This window comes from Luteimonas kalidii (assembly GCF_029887935.1).
Classification (GTDB): domain Bacteria; phylum Pseudomonadota; class Gammaproteobacteria; order Xanthomonadales; family Xanthomonadaceae; genus Luteimonas; species Luteimonas kalidii.
In genome coordinates this window covers 355,921-373,056 of sequence record NZ_JARXRO010000020.1, presented here as the reverse complement: position 1 = coordinate 373,056, position 17,136 = coordinate 355,921, and the positions used below count along the sequence as shown (strand labels likewise).

General features: G+C 71.6%; 19 protein-coding genes. 9 read left to right on the top strand and 10 right to left on the bottom strand.

The annotated features are described in order from the left end of the window. Positions 1-89 precede the first annotated feature (89 nt). The 3 genes from QFW81_RS15120 to QFW81_RS15110 all read left to right on the top strand — a co-directional run bounded on the left by QFW81_RS15120 (position 90) and on the right by QFW81_RS15110 (position 3,384). Entirely contained in the window at positions 90-233 is a 144-nt protein-coding gene (locus QFW81_RS15120; protein WP_280579944.1) for a hypothetical protein, read from the top strand. 428 nt (positions 234-661) lie between these two features. Then, a complete protein-coding gene (locus QFW81_RS15115; RefSeq protein ID WP_280579942.1) occupies positions 662-1,153 on the top strand; it encodes a BON domain-containing protein in 492 nt (163 codons plus the stop codon). Between the two features lie 746 nt (positions 1,154-1,899). Then, positions 1,900-3,384: an amidohydrolase family protein gene (locus QFW81_RS15110; RefSeq protein ID WP_280579940.1), complete on the top strand. Its 1,485-nt coding sequence runs from the start codon at positions 1,900-1,902 to the stop codon at positions 3,382-3,384. A 321-nt stretch (positions 3,385-3,705) separates the two neighbouring features. Here QFW81_RS15110 and QFW81_RS15105 read toward each other — a convergent pair whose 3' ends face one another. The 5 genes from QFW81_RS15105 to gcvA all read right to left on the bottom strand — a co-directional run bounded on the left by QFW81_RS15105 (position 3,706) and on the right by gcvA (position 8,137). Continuing rightward, entirely contained in the window at positions 3,706-4,563 is an 858-nt protein-coding gene (locus QFW81_RS15105) for a cyclic di-GMP-binding domain-containing protein, MshE-related (RefSeq protein WP_280579938.1), read from the bottom strand. A 36-nt stretch (positions 4,564-4,599) separates the two neighbouring features. After that, the gene (locus QFW81_RS15100) at positions 4,600-4,968 is read right to left on the bottom strand and encodes a response regulator (RefSeq protein ID WP_280579937.1); all 369 of its coding nucleotides are present in this window, start codon (positions 4,966-4,968) and stop codon (positions 4,600-4,602) included. Between the two features lie 492 nt (positions 4,969-5,460). Further along, positions 5,461-6,600 carry a sensor histidine kinase gene (locus tag QFW81_RS15095; RefSeq protein ID WP_280579935.1) on the bottom strand — a complete coding sequence of 380 codons (1,140 nt, stop codon included), beginning with the start codon at positions 6,598-6,600 and terminating at the stop codon, positions 5,461-5,463. 72 nt (positions 6,601-6,672) lie between these two features. Continuing rightward, positions 6,673-7,077 (bottom strand): hypothetical protein, encoded by a 405-nt coding sequence (locus QFW81_RS15090; RefSeq protein ID WP_280579933.1) that lies wholly within the window; start codon positions 7,075-7,077, stop codon positions 6,673-6,675. A 148-nt stretch (positions 7,078-7,225) separates the two neighbouring features. Next, entirely contained in the window at positions 7,226-8,137 is a 912-nt protein-coding gene (gene gcvA / locus QFW81_RS15085; RefSeq protein ID WP_280579932.1) for a transcriptional regulator GcvA, read from the bottom strand. Positions 8,138-8,267: 130 nt separating this feature from the next. On the opposite strand from gcvA, the gene QFW81_RS15080 reads away from it, so the two are divergent. Both QFW81_RS15080 and QFW81_RS15075 read left to right on the top strand, forming a co-directional pair. Then, positions 8,268-9,086: an MBL fold metallo-hydrolase gene (locus tag QFW81_RS15080; protein WP_280579931.1), complete on the top strand. Its 819-nt coding sequence runs from the start codon at positions 8,268-8,270 to the stop codon at positions 9,084-9,086. After that, complete coding sequence (locus tag QFW81_RS15075; protein WP_280579930.1) at positions 9,083-9,943, top strand: MBL fold metallo-hydrolase; 861 nt, start codon at positions 9,083-9,085, stop codon at positions 9,941-9,943. The genes QFW81_RS15080 and QFW81_RS15075 overlap by 4 nt, the downstream gene beginning before the upstream one ends. Before the next feature lie 22 nt (positions 9,944-9,965). Here QFW81_RS15075 and QFW81_RS15070 read toward each other — a convergent pair whose 3' ends face one another. Next, complete coding sequence (locus QFW81_RS15070) at positions 9,966-10,880, bottom strand: LysR family transcriptional regulator (RefSeq protein WP_280579929.1); 915 nt, start codon at positions 10,878-10,880, stop codon at positions 9,966-9,968. Between the two features lie 253 nt (positions 10,881-11,133). On the opposite strand from QFW81_RS15070, the gene QFW81_RS15065 reads away from it, so the two are divergent. From QFW81_RS15065 to QFW81_RS15055, 3 genes are all read left to right on the top strand, one after another. Continuing rightward, entirely contained in the window at positions 11,134-11,784 is a 651-nt protein-coding gene (locus QFW81_RS15065) for a hydrolase (RefSeq protein ID WP_280579926.1), read from the top strand. A 241-nt stretch (positions 11,785-12,025) separates the two neighbouring features. Further along, positions 12,026-12,889: an RNA polymerase sigma-70 factor gene (locus tag QFW81_RS15060; RefSeq protein ID WP_280579925.1), complete on the top strand. Its 864-nt coding sequence runs from the start codon at positions 12,026-12,028 to the stop codon at positions 12,887-12,889. A 79-nt stretch (positions 12,890-12,968) separates the two neighbouring features. After that, positions 12,969-13,412, top strand: coding sequence for a carboxymuconolactone decarboxylase family protein (locus QFW81_RS15055; RefSeq protein WP_280579924.1), 444 nt, complete (start codon positions 12,969-12,971; stop codon positions 13,410-13,412). A gap of 64 nt (positions 13,413-13,476) precedes the next feature. On the opposite strand, the gene QFW81_RS15050 is transcribed toward QFW81_RS15055, so the two are convergent. Beyond that, the gene (locus QFW81_RS15050) at positions 13,477-14,079 is read right to left on the bottom strand and encodes a CGNR zinc finger domain-containing protein (protein ID WP_280579922.1); all 603 of its coding nucleotides are present in this window, start codon (positions 14,077-14,079) and stop codon (positions 13,477-13,479) included. Positions 14,080-14,205: 126 nt separating this feature from the next. On the opposite strand from QFW81_RS15050, the gene QFW81_RS15045 reads away from it, so the two are divergent. After that, positions 14,206-15,132, top strand: a complete 927-nt coding sequence (locus QFW81_RS15045; protein WP_280579921.1) for an alpha/beta fold hydrolase — start codon at positions 14,206-14,208, stop codon at positions 15,130-15,132. A 149-nt stretch (positions 15,133-15,281) separates the two neighbouring features. Here QFW81_RS15045 and QFW81_RS15040 read toward each other — a convergent pair whose 3' ends face one another. The 3 genes from QFW81_RS15040 to QFW81_RS15030 all read right to left on the bottom strand — a co-directional run bounded on the left by QFW81_RS15040 (position 15,282) and on the right by QFW81_RS15030 (position 17,093). Next, positions 15,282-15,491 (bottom strand): cold-shock protein, encoded by a 210-nt coding sequence (locus QFW81_RS15040; RefSeq protein WP_280579920.1) that lies wholly within the window; start codon positions 15,489-15,491, stop codon positions 15,282-15,284. A gap of 256 nt (positions 15,492-15,747) precedes the next feature. Beyond that, on the bottom strand, positions 15,748-16,641 hold the full coding sequence (locus QFW81_RS15035) for an NAD(P)/FAD-dependent oxidoreductase (protein ID WP_280579919.1): 894 nt from the start codon (positions 16,639-16,641) through the stop codon (positions 15,748-15,750). Continuing rightward, on the bottom strand, positions 16,638-17,093 hold the full coding sequence (locus tag QFW81_RS15030; protein WP_280579917.1) for an Rrf2 family transcriptional regulator: 456 nt from the start codon (positions 17,091-17,093) through the stop codon (positions 16,638-16,640). Before QFW81_RS15030 ends, QFW81_RS15035 begins: the two co-directional genes overlap by 4 nt. Positions 17,094-17,136: the final 43 nt, after the last annotated feature.

Sequence of the window (17,136 nt, the reverse complement as noted above, 5' to 3'; positions counted from 1 at the left end):
AGGCGTCGCGCCGCCGTATGCACACGCGCATGACCCCGTCCGGCGCAGGCTGTGCGCTCCCGGCGATCCGCCGCATCGGAAAGAACGCCATGGGCACGCCCCAGACACCCGACAGCATGAAGAAGTCGCAGCAGGAGAAGGCACCGCCACCGAAGCGCGAAGACGCGCAGCCGGGCAAGCTGTCCAATCCTGACAAGGGCGACAAGGCCGAGAAGCGCCAGGGCGGCAGTTGACGCGAGCGCGTGCCGCCCCGGCGGACACACCCTGCCCGATCCTGGCCGGCACCGATACCCCGGCTTGCAATTGGCAAGTGACGCTTCGACCGTCCTTGTGCGGGACATGCAGGAGGCCGGACGCCACGAGAATGCAGCGGCACATTGACGAGCGGATTCGCAGAGGCCGGTCGTGGGGGGCGGCTCGCGCCCCCTTGCGCATGCTCGGTACCGGGTGAATCGGCGTGCGGCACCTGATACCGCACGGCATCCTGAATGGCATGCAGCCTGCTCGCCGATCGGCGCCTGGACAAGCGCCCATCGTCCACACGACCGTCCGGAAGGTGAACGGGAATTACGGACCGTTAACCTGGCCCCGCATCCAGTCACGCGTCGTGGACACCCCCACGGCGACACTGCGGACCCTCCCAGCACCCGGAGCATTCCCGATGAAGATGTCCGCCACCCGAATCCCCCTTGCCATTGCCCTGTCGTCGGCGCTCGCCTTCGCCGTGGGTTGCGCGAACGAAGCCGACACCACGGCCGAAGTCGACGAGACCGCCGAGATGACGCCGGCCGACCAGACCGCCACCCCGCCCGTCGGCCCCACCACCGCCGATGCGCAGACCCCGACCGACCCGGCCATGGATGCCACGGCCGATGCCGGCATGGATACCAATCCCGGCCTGGGCGACGGCCAGAATTCCGACCAGCCGGTCGACGATACCTGGATCACCACCAAGGTGAAGTCCTCGCTGCTGGCCGAGGCGGACGTGTCCGGCCTCGACATCAACGTCGACACGCTCAATGGCGTGGTGACGCTGCGCGGTGAAGTCGAGAGCCAGGCGCAGGCCGACACCGCGACCCGGATCGCGCGCGAGATCGAAGGCGTGACCAACGTCGACGCCAGCGGCCTGACCGTCGGCGCCGCCGCCGAGTAAGCCGGTCGCGCGTGTTCGACACGCCGGTCGCGCGCGTCACGGTGCAACATCCGGCCAGTGTCGATGCAGTATCGGAAGGCGGGCTTCGGCCCGCCTTCTTTTTTTGTCGGCGATCCGGACTCGCGCTTGTACGCGTCCGTAGGGGATCCAGACACGCGGTTCGACGCCGTCTGCCCCGGCACGCCACGCGTCGCCAGGTGTACGCGCGATGCGTCGTGCCCGGGGAACAGGGGCGCACCCGACGCACACCCGGCGCACGTCCGGGATCGATGCACGGGCATCGCCGATGCCGGGCACCGACGCACTTCCCGGATGCGGCCCGCGGCCTTATCCGGGCGACGCGACACCGTAGCCCGGGTAAGCGAAGCGCACCCGGGGCACCCACGTCGATCCGCACGCATTCTCCCGAGCGAGACGCCGACGCATTCCCCGGATGCGGCCTGCGGCCTTATCCGGGCTACGCGACGCACCGTGGTCCGGGTGAAGCGCACCCGGGGCACGCGGATCGAGACGCGCGCGTGCTCCCGATGCCGGACCCCGACCCAGCTCCTGCATGCCGCCTCGGCCCATCTCCAGGCGTCGCATCGACGCGACCCGCGCGTCGCCTGGACAAGCTAAAGCGCACCCGGAACTTCCGCGTGCCTCCGGCCCCCGCGACCCTGTGCCGATGGTGGGGTTGACCATCGGCCCGCGACACTCCCGCACCGCCCACGCACGCTGCCGCCATGGCCCCGGTGGAGCGGCGCATGCGTCACCTGTTGCGGATCGTCTGCCTCGGCGCGGCGGGCATCGCGTGCCTGCTGGTACTGGCCGTCCTGTGGCCGCCCGCCGATGCGCCGCTCCCCCACCCCGCCGATACCCGGCTGATCCGTCAGGTGCGGGTGATCGATGTCGAACACGGCGTGGCCGGTCCGCCGACCGACGTGCTGATCGAACGCGGCCTCATCACCGCCATCGGTCCCGGCCTGTTCGCCGCGCCCGGCGTGCCGGTGCTCGAAGCGGGCGGGCGATACCTGGTGCCGGGGTTCTGGGACATGCACACGCATGCGTTCCAGCGCTCGCCCCAGCTGCACCTGCCGCTGATGGTGGCCAACGGCATCACCGGCACCCGTGACCTGATGGACTGCCCCGGTGTGCGCGACGCGCTCATCGCGTGCGTGGAGGACAAGCGTCGCTGGTCGAAGGCGGCGGCGGAGGGACGCATGGCGGGGCCGCGATTCGTCGAAGTCGCGAGCTTCCACTTCGAACGCGCCGATCTGGAACCGGGCGACGCCGCGATCCTGGCCACGCGTTACCACGCGCGCGGACTGGATGCGCTGAAGGTCTACAACCGCCTCGCGCCTGCGACCTACCAGCGCCTCGCCACGGAGGCGCGTCGCCTGGGCATGCCGGTGGTCGGGCACCTGCCCAGGGCCGTCTCGCTGGACCAGGCGCTGGCCGCGGGCCAGCGCAGCTTCGAGCATGCGCATCTGTTTCCCCGCCACTGCTCCGACGACGCGGACGCGTGGCGCAGCGGCGCACTCGACGGTGAAGATCCGGTGCGCCTGGCCGAACGCATGGTGGCCGGGTTCGATGCGCCGCGCTGTCGGCGCGCGTTCGCGGCGATGCGTGCGGGCGGCGCGTGGTTCGTGCCGACGCATGTCACGCGCGAGGAGGATGCCCGCGCGCGCGATCCGCGGTTCACCGGCGATCCGCGGCTCGCCTGGCTCGACCCGCTCTCGCGCTGGGCCTGGAACGACGACCTCGCGGCGACGGTCGCTCGCTATCCGGGCGCACGTGGCGAGGCGGCGCTGCAGGCCTGGTTCGAGCACGGACTGGCATTGACCGGCGCCGCTTACCGGGCCGGCGTACCGGTCCTGGTCGGCACCGACACGGCCATCGGCGGCTTCCGCTACCACGACGAACTGGCATTGCTGGTCCGCGCCGGGCTGTCGCCGGCCGAAGTGCTGCGCGCCGCCACGCTGGATGCGGCGCGCTACGTCCGCCAGGACGCACGCCATGGCAGGGTCGCGGTGGGATACGCGGCGGATCTGGTGGTGCTGGATGCGAACCCGCTGGACGACATCGCGCACGCGCGGGATCAATACGCCGTCCTGATCGCCGGCCGCCTCTACGATCGCGCGGGCCTGGACACGCTGCTGGCCTTCACCCACAGGCAGGCGCGCGCGCCGGCGAACATGGCGAAACTGCTGTGGGGCTTCGCCACGAGTTCGATCCGGTCGGAACTCTGACACGCCGCAGCCCGATCGCGCCGCCAGGACATCGCGTACCTGTCGCCGGGTATGCGCGACGCGCACCCGGGGCACGTCGGACGGAGGCGCGCAATCCCGACGCCGGATGCCGGAGGCCCATGCAATCCCGGATGCGACCTTCGGCCTTTCCGGGCTACGCATCCATGCCACGCCGACGCGTAGCCCGGGTAAGCGCAGCGCACCCGGGGAGTCCGGGAGTCCGGGATCCGGGATTCGGAGATCCGCAATCACATCATCATCCGCACGCGATGCCAGGTCGGTGACGCGGCGTCCCGGATGCGGCCTTTGGGCTTGTCCGGGCTACGCGGGGCGATCCACGAGCAGGACGAAGGCGCCGAGTTGCGAGCCCATGCCGACCGCCAGGCTGCGTTCGCGATCGCCTGCGAGGATGCGGGCGGGGACGGACGTCTCCGGCGGCAGCGCGCGATAGCGGGCCTCGTCGTCGACGAGCACGTCGCGCACGAGGTAACCCATCAGCACGTTGACCATCTCGCCCAGCGCGTCGAGCGCCAGTGCGTCGTCGCAGTCTTCCGGTGCGATCCGCAGCAGGGCGCAGGCCAGCGCGCGCGCGGCGGGCAGGTCGCAGGCCAGGCCGATGCCGAGCGGACGCTCGCCTTCCACGCGCACGTGGGCCACGCACGGCCAGGCGTCGAGTTCGTCCGGCGACAGCACTTCGGCCGGCAGGCACTGGCTGCCGAGCATGCGCGGGAACAGCCGCGCGCACAGGTCGATCGCGCTGGTGGCCAGGTCGCCCACCGGGTGGCTGGCGACCACGCTTTCCAGTGCGTGGCGCGCCTGTTCCTGGTCGGCACGATGCAGCGCCAGTTCGACCTGCAGCCGCCGGGCATCGATCGCGCCCTGCTCCACCAGCACCTGGCCGAGCATCTTGCGCGCCGCCTTCTGCGCTTCGAGCAATGCATCGAGCCGGTCCTGGTCGAGCACGCCCATCTCCAGCGCGATGTCGCCGAAGCGGCGATCCTCCACGCGCTGGCGCTGGTGGATGCGACGCGCCTGCGTCTCGTCCAGCCAGCCTTTGCGCACCGCCAGCTCGCCGAGCAGCGGGTTGGACGCGCGCTGCGCGTCGATCGCGGCCAGCAGCTGCGGCGCGGTGATCACGCCGCGTTCCAGCAGGAACTGGCCCAGGAATTTCGCTGCCATCGTGTGCCCTCTATCGATCGGTCGGTCGGGTCGCCGTCAGGCGAGCACCTGGTGGAGCACGCGTTCCATCGCTTCGGGGTCGATGGGCTTCTGCAGGTAGGAACGTGCGCCCAGGCGCAGGCAGTCGGCGATGTCGCTCTGGGCGCCGAGCGAGCTGAGGATCACCACCCGCGCCTGCGGGTCGTGCTCGAGGATGCGGGCCAGCGCCTGGCGGCCGTCGCACTCGGGCATCACCAGGTCCAGCAGCACCAGGTCCGGGCGCAGCGCCTGGTACTGCGACACCGCCTCCAGGCCGTTGCCGGCCTCGCCCACCACGTCGAACCCGGCTTCGCCGAGCTGGCCGGCCGCGAGCATGCGCAGCGCGCGTGAGTCGTCGCACAGCAGCACGGTGGGTCGTGCGGTCATCGGTGTCTCCTGTTCGGGGCGCGCACGCCCGCGGGGCCTGCCTGCAATAGCGGCCGGGGCGCCCGATGCTTGAGGACGATCGTTGCCGGATGCGTCGGGGGACGCGCCGCAGCGGACGCGGGCGCGGTGGGCGCGCCGGCCCGCTGCCCTCCCGCGTTGCACACGCGACCACGAGGCGACATACGCGCCCGGTGCCCGCGCACATGAAAAGGGCCGCGCCTGCACGCGGCCCTGTCTCGCGCATCGCGCAGGCCTACTTCCTGAGCGACTGGCGCTTGCGGGCAGACTTGTCGTTGGCCGCCGCGTTCCTGCGCTGCTGCCCGGTCTGCGGTCCCGCCCCGGCGATACCGGCCGGGACCTTCCGCTGGTCCCGGGTGGGGGGTCTTGCGGTCCATCTGCGTGTGCCTGTCGCGATGGGAGTCATCGCGCGTGGAGCGCGGCAGGCCGCCCGTGCCGGCAGCGTGCCGCGGGCGTGATGCTGCGCAACGCAGTTCAGTGCACCGGCAGTACCGCGTGCGCGGTTCGGTGCCGGGGCAGGTCGATGGTGAACACGCAACCGCTGCCGGGCAGGTCGCGCACGCGCAGATGGCCCTGGTTCGCCTCCACGCTTCGCCTGGCGATGGACAGCCCCAGACCCACGCCGCTGCGGTTGCCGCCCAGCTGGGTGTACGGCGAGAACATGCGTTCCGCGGCGCCCGCGGGCAGGCCGCCGCACTGGTCGCGGATCTCGATGAGGATGCGGTTTCCGGCCGCACGGGCGCTCAACGTGATCTCCGCGCCGGCCGGCGAATGCTTGAACGCGTTCTGCAGCAGGTTGCCGACGGCGGCCTGCATCAGGTCGCGATCGGCGAGGATGGCCAGCGTCGGCGCGATGTCGGGCACGACCATGCGCCCACCCTGCTGCGCCGCCCCCAGCGACGCGATGATGCGCGCTTCGTAGACGAATTCGGCCAGCGGCAGCAGCGTGCGATGCACGGCGGTACCGGCGGTGGCACGTACTTCCGCCAGCGAACGGTCGATCAGCTGCCCCAGCCCGGTGAGGGCGCGTTCGAGCACCTTGCCGGTGCCGCTGGAGACGCCCACCTTGCCCTCCTTGAGGACCGCCAACGCCAGGGTCGCGGTACACAGCTGGTTGCGCAGCTCGTGCGCGAGCATGCCCAGGCGCAGGCTGGTCGAGCCCAGGTGGTCGGCCGCGACGGCCAGGTCGTGCTGGTGGCCGTACTCGGTCACCGCGCAGGCGATGGCGTCGTCCAGGCAGCGGTTGAGGATCCGGAACTCGTGCACGGTGATCGGCTCGTCGCGCTCGAACGCCAGGTCGGAGATGGCTTGGCACAGATCGCCGTAGTCGTGCACGACCTCTTCCACCGTGAATCCTCCGCGCATGAGCTCGCGCCCGTGCAGGGTGGCCGACTGCCCCATGTCCGGCAGCGCGGGCGCATCCGGCGGAGGCGCGTGCGGGGCACCGGGTATCCGTTCGGCGCGCAGGGTGGCCACCAGCTGATCGATGAACAGGTGGATGCCGTGGGCGTGGTCGCCCGCGAAGCGGGTCCGCGCGCCCGCCGCGCGCAGCAGCACCTTCGCGTGGCAACGGGCGATCAGTTCGCTGCGGTGGAGGCCGAGGAATTCATGCATCATCGGCGGCGGCCCGGCATGCGGAGGTCTCGCGCCACGTGCGGGTCCGCGTGCCGGATGCGGCGAGCGGCATCAGGTGCCCTGCAGGTCGCGCCCCAGCCCGTTGTAGCGCTGTCGCCACGCCCGAAGGGAACGCGCGGGGTTGCGTGGCAGGCCGGTCGGCCATGCATGCAATCCGGCGCGGATGTCGGACGCGATCAGCGCCATCAGCGGCGCGGCAGCCCGGTGCGAACCGGGGTCGCGGGCCGTGGTGCGCAACCGGTCCAGCAACTGTTCGAGCGTGATGTCGCCGGCGCGGACATGCGAGTCGCTGTCGTCGTGCGCCGGCGCGCGGGAGGGTTCGTTCGCGGCAGCGTGCAGGGAACTGGCGGCCGGGCGCGCTGCGGCCGTGTGGGCGAGTGTGGCGCGGTTCCAACGCGTACCGACGTCGTGGACCTGTGCGACGGGGCTCTGCCCCGATGATCGGATGCGGGTCATGACGTTCTCCAGGACGCGGTTGGCAGGGAGCGTCCTGTCGGATACGCGGACACCGACCGTACCACCCGCGGTCGGGCGGCCACGTGAGGGGCGATGGGCTTCCGACCAGCGGTCGTCGGAGGGCTGGATGCGCCGCCGTGGCGACCCGTCAACGCGACGCGTCGACCTCGTGTCGCAGCCAGCTGCAGAACGCATCGACATCTGGCTTCGCGCCCTCGCCGGGCGGGCGCACGAGCCAGAACGCGTACGCATTGTCGAGCGCGAGGTCGAAGGGCATGTGCAGGCGACCGCGCTGCAGGTCGTCTTCGACCAGCGGACCGGTGCCGAGCGCCACGCCCAGCCCGGCGATGGCGGCCTCCTGGGCGAGGTGCATGCCGCCGAACACCGGTCCAGCGCCAGCGCGCACGCGCGCGGCGCCCGCGGCGTCGAGCCACGCACGCCAGTCGGGCACGCCTGCCCGGCCCTCGGCGCTGTCGTCATGCACCAGCACGTGGTGGCGCAGGTCGGCCGGCCTGGCCAGTGGCCGGCGAGGATCGGCGGCCACGCCAGGTGCGCAGACCGGGAACACCGGCGCGGGCATCAGGCGTTCGCTGCGCACGCCGCGGTAGCCGCCGCGGCCATAGCGGATCGCGACGTCGACGCCGTCGCGCCCGGGCACGGCGTGCGCGTCGCCGGTCTCGATCCGCAGGCGGATCCCGGGATGGTCGCGGTGGAAACGGTGCAGCCGCGGCGCGAGCCATTTCGCGGCGAACGATTCGACCGTGCTCACGCGCAGGTCGGCGCTGCCGGCGTCCATCGCGCGATCGAGCGCGAGGTCGAGCTGGCCGAACAGCGCATGCAGCGACGTCGCCAGCGCCTCGCCCTCGCGGGTCAGTTCGACCGAGCGGTGTCCGCGCCGGAACAGCGGCACGCCGAGCCAGGCCTCCAGCCGCTTCACCTGGTGGCTGACCGCCGCCGGGGTGACGAACAGCTGCGCGGCGGCCGCCTGGAAACTCAGGCAGCGCGCGGCCGCTTCGAACGCACGCAGCGCATTGAGGGGGGCGGGATGGCGGGGCTTCACCGATGCGCTCGGGCCACGGGACCGCTGCATCCTATCAGGATAGTTTTGCTCATCCGTACCCCGGCATTTGTCGTTTGTCACCGATTGTCGCGTCGTCGACGATGCCCACCCGACCACAGCGGTGCACGCGATGCAGCACGAACGGATCGAACGCGACGTCCACCTGTTCGTCGGCGACGCGTACCAGTCGGTGGCCACCGCGTTCGTCGACGGCGAGGACGTGCTGCTGGTCGACGCGCTCGCCGGCGCGGACGACGCGCGATGGCTGCGCCACGTGCTGTGCGACCAGATGGGCAAGACGGTGCGTGTGATCGCCACCACCCACTTCATGAGCGACCACCTCGCCGCGCTGCCGCTGTTTCCGCGGGCGTTGGTGGTCGCGCACCGCAACCACCGCCAGGCGTTCCTGTCCCAGAACCGGCGCGAGGACGCGGTCTACCGCGACCCTGAGGTGGTGTTCGACTCCGCGCTGCGCATCCGCTGGGGCCGCCACGAGCTGCGTTTGCTGCACAATCCGGGCAAGACAATGGACCATCTCAGCGTGGATGTGCCCAGCGCCGACCTCGTGTGCGCCGGCGACAACATCGTCGGTCGCATCGTCTACCTGTCCAGGGCGGATCCGGCCCAGGTCCGGACCGCGATCGGACGCATGCGGCAGTTCGGCCGCAGCACCGTGGTCGGCGGGCACATCGGCCGTTTCGGTGGCGAGGTGCTCGAACATGCGCTGCACTATCTCGACCGGCTGGCTTCGGCGGTGGTGGCGATCCGCGTCGACGCACGCGATCCGGACGCACGCATCGCCGCGATCGCGCTCGAGGACTGCCTGGCGCCGGGCGTGGTCGCGGTGGCGTTCGAGCGCGAGTGGCACCAGCGCAACCTCGAGGCGATCGTGGCCCAGTCGGTGTTCTCGCTGGACGCCGCGATCGCGATGCGGAGCGCGCGCGCATGAGCGGCGGCGACGCGACGCGCGCGCAGCCGGGCCGCAGGTGGTTCCTGCGCGGATGCGCCGGCCTCGCCGCCGCGGCGCTGGCGCCCTCCGGGACGATCGCGGCCGGCACGCGCGCCGGCCTGCGCATCCAGCGCCTGGCCTGGGCCGGCATCCGCCTGCAGCTCCCGGAGGCGAGCCTGTTCATCGATCCGCTGGTCGACCCGACGGCCTGGGGCGACGCGCTGCCCGATCGACTGGTGCCGGTCGGCGATGCACCGGGCACCCGCTACGTGCTGGTGACCCATGCCCATGCGGATCATTTCGATGCGCGGGCGGTGGCGGACGTGCTCGGTGCCGGGGGCGCCCTGGTCCATCCGGCCGGCGTCAATCCGCGTCCGCTCCCGGACGCCGCGCGCGCGTGGCCCGCCGCGCACTGGGAGCCGCAGCTGCTCGGTGACTTCACCGCGACCGCGGTGCCGGCTGCGGACGGCTACGGCGACCCGCAGGTGTCGTGGGTCGTGTCGGCCGGCGGGCGCCGCATCTTCCATGGCGGCGACACGCTGTGGCACGGGCACTGGTGGAAGATCGGACGCCAGTACGGTCCGTTCGATGCCGCGTTCCTGCCGGTCAACGGCGCGCGCTTCGGTTTCCGCAGGCCGGTCAGCGGACAGCCCGGCGTGCTGACGCCGGAGCAGGCGGTCGCGGCCGCGACCATCCTCGGCGCGCGCGCGCTGGTGCCGATCCATTACGGTGTCTCCGGCATGGCCGACTACGTCGAGATCGACGCCCCGCTCGACCGGCTGCGCGCGGCGGCCCGCTCGCATGCACTCGAGGTCCGCCTGCTGTCGCCGGGCGAGTGGATGGACTGGTCGGCCTGACCGGGCGACGGCGTCGTGCCCGTCAGGGCGATGCCGCGACGTGCAGCGATGGGTTCTGCGCCGCGGGTGTGCCCTGGCCGAAGCACGCGATCAGCAGATCGGTGAGCGCGCGCACTTTGCGCGTGGGCTGCGAGCCCGGCGGGCGGATCACGTAGATGCCGGCCGGCGGCGGCGGGAACCGGGTCATGAGCGGCACCAGCGCGCCCGAGGCGACGTGTTCGTCGGTCAAACCGTCGGGCAGCCAGCCCACGCCCAGGCCGGCAAGCGCGGCGGCGAGCAGCGCGGTGCCGTTGTCTGCCTTGAAGCGGCCGCTGGGACGCACGCTCACGACGCGCTCGCCATCGCGGAACTGCCAGGTCTCGGTACCCTGCATCAGCGCCTCGTGCGCGGCGAGTTCGTCCGGGGTCTCGGGAGCGCCGTGGGCGCGGATGTAGTCCGGGCTGGCGACGAGCTTGCCGTACAGCGGCCCGACGCGGCGCGCGATCAGGCTCGAATCCTCGAGGTAGCCCACCCGGATCGCGCAGTCGAAGCCTTCGGCGACCAGGTCGACGAAGCGGTCGCTGTAGACGGTGTGCACGTGCAGCTGCGGATGGTGCTGCGCGAGGTCGGCCAGCACGGGGGCGAAGTGCGTAGGGCCGAAGGACAGCGGCGCGGAAATGCGCAGCCGGCCGCGCAGTTCGCCCGACGGCGACAGCGTGTCGCGCGCAGCGTCGATCTCGGCGCACGCGCGCGCGGCATGGTCGCGGAACGCGAGCCCGGCCTCGGTGACCGCGGCGCCGCGCGTGGTGCGCGCGAGCAGCTGCACGCCGAGGTCGGCCTCGAGACGCGCGAGCCGCCGGCTGACGATCGACTTCGGCACGCCCAGGCGGCGCGCGGCGGGCGAGATGCCGCCGGCGTCGGCCACGGCGACGAAGGTGCGCAACGCTTCGATGTCCATCCGTGTGTGTTCCGCTGAAGTCGTGGGGTACGTTCCCGCATGCGCTTCGCTTATGCGGGCGACGCGACGGCGCGACGCCGCAGTGGCGAATCGGGCGTGGCGTTCCGCCGTGCGCGACACAGCTTGACACGCGATGGCGCTACCGGCCCGGCGGTGCCGGTGACACAGTGTTCCGGCGCGCCGCGGTCCGGCCGGCATGCGCATCCCCGTCCCCCATCGAATGCTGCCCTGCGCGGCAGCCCAGGAGTTTTCCATGAAGATCCGCAACGGCCTCGACTCCCTGCTTCGTCCCGAGGATTCGGTCCTCGTGCTGATCGACCACCAGCCCTACCAGCTGGCGAACCTCAACAGTCACGACCCGCAGGCGGTCGTCAACAACACCACCGCGCTGGCCAAGACCGCGAAGGCCTTCGGCGTCCCCACCATCCTGACCAGCGTGATCGCCGGGCGCGGCGGATTCCTGTTCCCGCAGATCACGGACGTGTTCCCCGGCCAGGAGGTGATCGACCGCACCTTCATCAACACCTGGGAAGACCGCAAGGTGGTGGACGCGGTGAAGGCGACCGGCCGCAAGCAGTTGATCATCGCCGGGCTGTGGACCGAGATCTGCGTGGCGATGCCGGTGATCCAGGCGCTCGGCGAAGGCTGGGACGTCACCGTCGTGACCGATGCCTCCGGCGGCACGTCGGTCGAGGCGCACGAGGTCGCGATCCAGCGCATGCTCTTCGCCGGCGCCAACATGATGACCTGGCTGGCGGTGGCTTCGGAATGGCAGCGCGACTGGGCCCGCACCGAACATGCCGCGGAACTGACGGAGGTGCTGAAGTACCACGTCGGCGGCAGCGGCATCGCCTATCTCTGGGAACAGCAGCTGCTCAACACTCCCGTGCCGGCGGGCGCCTAGCCTTTGCAGCGGCGGGGCGGCACCGGTCGCCTGCCAGGTCGACCATGTTCCCGGCCTCCTTCGCCGCCTGGGGTGCCGGGGTTCATGGCAAGGCCGACATCAGCCTGCGCGAGCGAGGGCGCGTCGCAGGCCGCATGGCGTGGGTGGGTGCAGAATGCGGCAGGCGCGCTGGCCACCGGGCCCCGCCATCGCGGTCCGGTGGTCGTTGTCACGCCCGCACGCCCCCATCCGTCCTCCCGGCATGACCTCGCACGACCGGATCTTCGAAACCCATCGCCCGCGCCTGCTGGCGCTCGCCTACCGGATGCTCGGCACGCGCGCCGATGCCGAGGACACGGTGCAGGACGCCTGGCTGCGCTGGCGCCAGGCCGACCCGGCCGCGGTCCGCGACCCGACCGGATGGCTGGTGGCGGCCGTCACCCGGCTGGGCATCGACCGCCTGCGCCTGGCCAGCACCGCGCGGACTGACTACATCGGTCCCTGGCTGCCCGAGCCGTTGACCATCGACGAGTCGCCCGGTCCGGCCGGACGCGCGGAACTCGCCGAGCAGGTGTCGATCGCGTTCCTCGCGCTGCTCGAGCGACTGGGCCCGGAGGAACGCGCAGCCTTCCTGCTGCGCGAGGTGTTCGACTACGACTACGCGCACATCGCGGCGATGCTCGGCCAGGGCGAGGCGAACTGCCGGCAGATGGTGCATCGCGCGCGCGAACGCGTGCAGGCGGGGCGCGCGCGGTTTCCCGACGTCGCGCCCGAACGCCACCGCGCACTGCTCGAACGTTTCCTGCAGGCCTCGTCCAGCGGCGACCGCGAGGCGATCGAGGCGCTGCTGCACGCCGATGCGCGCCTGCGCTCGGACGGCGGCGGCAAGACCAACGCCGCGCTGCGGCCACTGGAAGGCGCCGAACGCATCGCCCGGCTGTACTGGGCGGTGGCGCGGCGCGTGCCGCGTGAAACGCAGTGGCGGATCGGCCGGGTGAACGGAGAACCGGCGGGGCTGCGCTTCCTGCACGGAAGGCTGGAGATGGTGACCACGATCGTCAGCGACGGCGAGCGGATCGTCGAAGTGCTCAACCAGATGAATCCGGACAAGCTGCGGCTGCACTGAGCGCGGGTGTCACGCACGCACACGCGCGTCCGTCCTCCCGGAGAAGCGGCCACGGTGGCCGCCACGACCGGAGAGTTCGATGTCCCAGCACCCTCGCGTTCCCTATCCCCGACTCGCCCCCAAGGCATTCAAGGCGATGCTCGCCCTGGCCGAATCCCTGCACGGCGGCAGCCTCGACCCGCGCCTGTCCGGACTGGTGAAGCTGCGCGTGTCGCAGATCAACGGCTGCGCCTACTGCCTGGACATGCACGCACGCGAACTGCGCGAGGCCGGCGAGGACCAGCGCAAGCTCGACACCCTCGCCGGATGGCGCGAAAGCCGGCTGTTCGACGCGCGCGAGCGCGCCGCGCTGGGCTGGGCCGAATCGCTGACCCGGATCGAGGCGACCAATGCCGCCGACGCCGACTACGCGCCGCTGCTGGAGCACTTCGATCCGACCGGCATCGCCGAGCTGACCTTCCTGGTAGTGGAAATCAACGGCTGGAACCGGCTGGCGGTCGGGATGCGCACGCCGCTGCCCTGAGGCTGTCCTCGCCGCTCGTCGCGCCGGAGCCCGGGTTCCGGCGCGACCGCGTCCCGCACGCGGATCAGCCCGCCGCGCCGTCCCGCCGGCTGGCGCGGAACCGCGCCGCCTTGTGGCGGTTGCCGCACACCGCCATGCTGCACCAGCGGCGCCGGTGCGACTTGGTGCGATCGAAGAACCACAGCACGCAGTCGGGATGCTCGCACTGGCGCACCAGGCTGAAATCCGCCTCCGCCAGCAGTCCGGCCACCGCCTCGGCCACCGGCAGCAGCAGGCGTGCGACCGCATCGCCGCGCGCCAGCCGGACCAGGACGAAACCGCCCGCCCCGTCGCGCTCCAGGCTCGGCGTGGCGGGACAGGCATGCAGGTGCGCATTGAGGCCGGCGGGATCGTCGGCCCGGCCCTGCGTGCGCGCGACGATCAGCCGGCGTGCCTGCGCGCGCAGGTCGACGGCGCGCGCGAGCAGTTCCGCTTCGTCCACGCTTCCGCCACCCGCGGCCGGAACGATGCCCTGGCGCGCCAGCCAGTGCAGCACGTCGGCGCCGGACGTCCACGCGTCGGCGTCGGCGCCGTCCACCCGGGCCTGGGTGTTGAGCAGGTCCATCGCCAAGTGGTCACCCACGAGCGGCGGGTCGGCTTGCGGTGGGGGCTGGACAGGGGTCGGCATGCGTAACCTTCAAATCAGGTGTTGACAGGTTACTACATCCGGGCCATCCTTCGCCACCGTCGAGTAACCTCCATTTCTGTTTTATACGGTTATTCGGGCCGAAACACTTCCCCGCCTGGAGATCCCATGAAACCCATTGCCGCCCTCCTCCCCCTCCTGCTCGGCGTCGCGACCACCGCACACGCCGCGGACCGGCCGGTACCGGTCCACCACCGCACGCTCGAGGTCCAGGGCGTGGACGTGTTCTACCGCGAAGCCGGCTCGCCGCAGACGCCGACCGTGCTGCTGCTGCACGGCTTCGCGGCCTCGTCGTACATGTTCCGCGACCTGATCCCGCAGCTGGCGCAGCGCTACCACGTGGTCGCGCCGGACCTGCCGGGCTTCGGCCAGACCAACGTGCGGCCGGGCACGGAGTTCCGGTACACCTTCGACCAGCTGACCGAGGTGGTGGATGCGTTCACCGCGGCCAAGGGTGTGGAGCGCTACGCGCTGTACGTGTTCGACTATGGCGCGCCCGTGGGCTGGCGCCTGGCGGTGCGGCACCCGGAGCGGATCACGGCGATCGTGAGCCAGAACGGCAACGCCTACGAGGAGGGACTGAGCGAGGGCTGGGCCGACATGCGCAAGGCCTGGGACGCGCCGACCGCGGAGAACCTCGCCGCGCTGCGCCGCTTCAACACGCCCGACATGATCCGCTGGCAGTACACCGAGGGCGCACCGGACCCGTCGCTGATCGCGCCGGAGCCCTGGCAGCTGGCGGCCGCCGCGATCGAACGCATCGGCGTGGAGCCGCAGGTGGAACTGCTCGCCGACTACGGCAGCAATGTGAGGCAGTACGCGCAACTGCACGCGTACTTCCGCGCGCACCGTCCGCCGACGCTGGCGATCTGGGGCCGCCGCGATCCGTTCTTCCTGCCGGCCGGCGCCGAGGCGTTCAAACGCGACAACCCCGATGCCCAGGTGCGCTTCCTGGATACCGGCCATCTCGCGCTCGAGACCCACGGCGACGAGATCGCGAAGGCGATGCTGGCGTTCCTCGACCGGCATCTGTAGCTGTTCCGCCTCTCATCGCGACTGATGTCTGCGCATGCGCGCGACGCATCCGGATACCGCGAGTCCGGACGGACATCCATGAAAAAACCCCGGGCGTCGCCGCCCGGGGTTTTTGTCGTAGCAGGTGCGACGCGGACGTCGCGGCAGGCTTACTCGGCCTGCACTTCCTCGGCCTGCAGGCCCTTCTGGCCCTGCGCGACCTTGAACGACACGGCCTGTCCTTCCTGGAGCGACTTGAAGCCGCTGCCCTGGATGGAACGGAAGTGCACGAACAGGTCGGGACCGCTCTGCGGGGTGATGAAGCCGAAGCCCTTGGCGTCGTTGAACCACTTGACGGTGCCGGTCTGACGTTCAGACATGGTGTTACTCCTTGGATCAGTTGGGGACACACGGCCCGCGATGCGCGGTGCCGGGACTGTATCGAGCAAGGGGTAACGCGAGCGATGTAGCGGATCGTCTGGAGCGGCCGTCTTCGACCATGGCACCTGTGATCTACCGCATCGGGCCACGATGTACCGTGATCCCGCTTTGAACAGTGGGCGCACCATACAGCACTTCGGGCCCCAGCGGGGAAACGGACGTGAACGGGGTGGTCCGGCAGGACCCCGGGGCGGTTCACCCCCCGGCCGGGAAGACCAGGGACTGGTGCACCTGCGCCCCCGCCCAGGCGCCGTCGCCCACGGCCAGCGAGACCGAATGCGGCGCGCGCGCGGCGTCGCCGCAGGCGTAGACGCCGGGCACGGTGGTCCGTTTCGCCTCGTCGGTGCGGATCTGGGATCCCATGGGCGTGTCCACCAGTTCGCAACCCAGGCGCTGCGCGAGGACGCCCGCGGGCGCATTGCGCGAGGCGACGAACAGACCGGCGAAGGGCAGCACGCGCCCGTCGGCCAGCACGACATCGGCCTGGCCCTCGATCCGGGCGACGGGGGTGGCCTCGATCGCGACGCCCCGCTGTGCCAGCGCCTCGCGCGTGGCGGCATCGGGCTCCAGCAGGCCGTTGGCCAGCAGCGTCACCGACCCCCAGTCCGGCAGCAGCATCGCCTGGTGCAGCGACATCGGCCCGGCGGCGAGCACGCCGATCGCGCCGCGGTCGAGCTCGTAGCCGTGGCAGTAGGGGCAATGGAACACGCTCCGGCCCCAGCGTTCGGCCAGGCCCGGCAGCGCGGGCAGTGTGTCGGAGACGCCGATCGCGAGCAGCAGGCGACGGCCCCGGTGGGCACCGCCGCTGCGGGCGACCACGGTGAACGCGTCGCGTTCGCCCGAGGCCGAGACCGCGGTGTCGTCCGCCCACCTCAGGGTGGGGTAGCGCGCGAGTTGCGCGCGTGCGGTGCGGGCGATCTCCGCGGGATCGCTGCCGTCGTGGCCGAGGAACCCGTGCGAGGTGACCGCGGCGCGATTGCGCCGCTGGCCCGCATCGATCACCAGCACCCGGCGCCGTGCGCGCAGCAGCTGGAGCGCGGCGGCCATGCCGGCATAGCTGCCGCCGACCACGATCGCATCGTGGATCATGCGGCGCTCCTGCGCCTGCGCGCGCGATGCGCCTGGTGCCGGTGCGCGAACTCCGCCGCCAGCTGCGCCAGCGAGACCGAGGCGAAGCGCTCCATCAGCAGCGCTTCGGCCTGGTCGAACGCATCGTCGAGTGCGGCATTCACCACCTGCTCGACCAGGCAGTCCGGATGTTCGCTGCGGTGGCCGACGGCGAACAGCGCCGGTTCGCCCAGCGCCTGATGCAGGTCGCGCAGGGTGACGGTGGCCAGGTCGACGGCGATCGCCCAGCCGCCTGCGGGTCCGCGCCCGGCACTGACGAGGCCGGCCTCGCGCAGCAGGCCCATGGTGCGACGGACCACGACCGGGTGCGTGCCCAGGCAGCGTCCGAGCGCTTCGGACGTCATCGGGCCACGGTGCTCGGCCATGTGCAGCAGCGCGTGGAGCACGGCGGAGAGTCGGCTGTCTCGCTTCATGTAACTAACGATGTTACAAATAGGGGCTCTCGTCAAGCCCGGT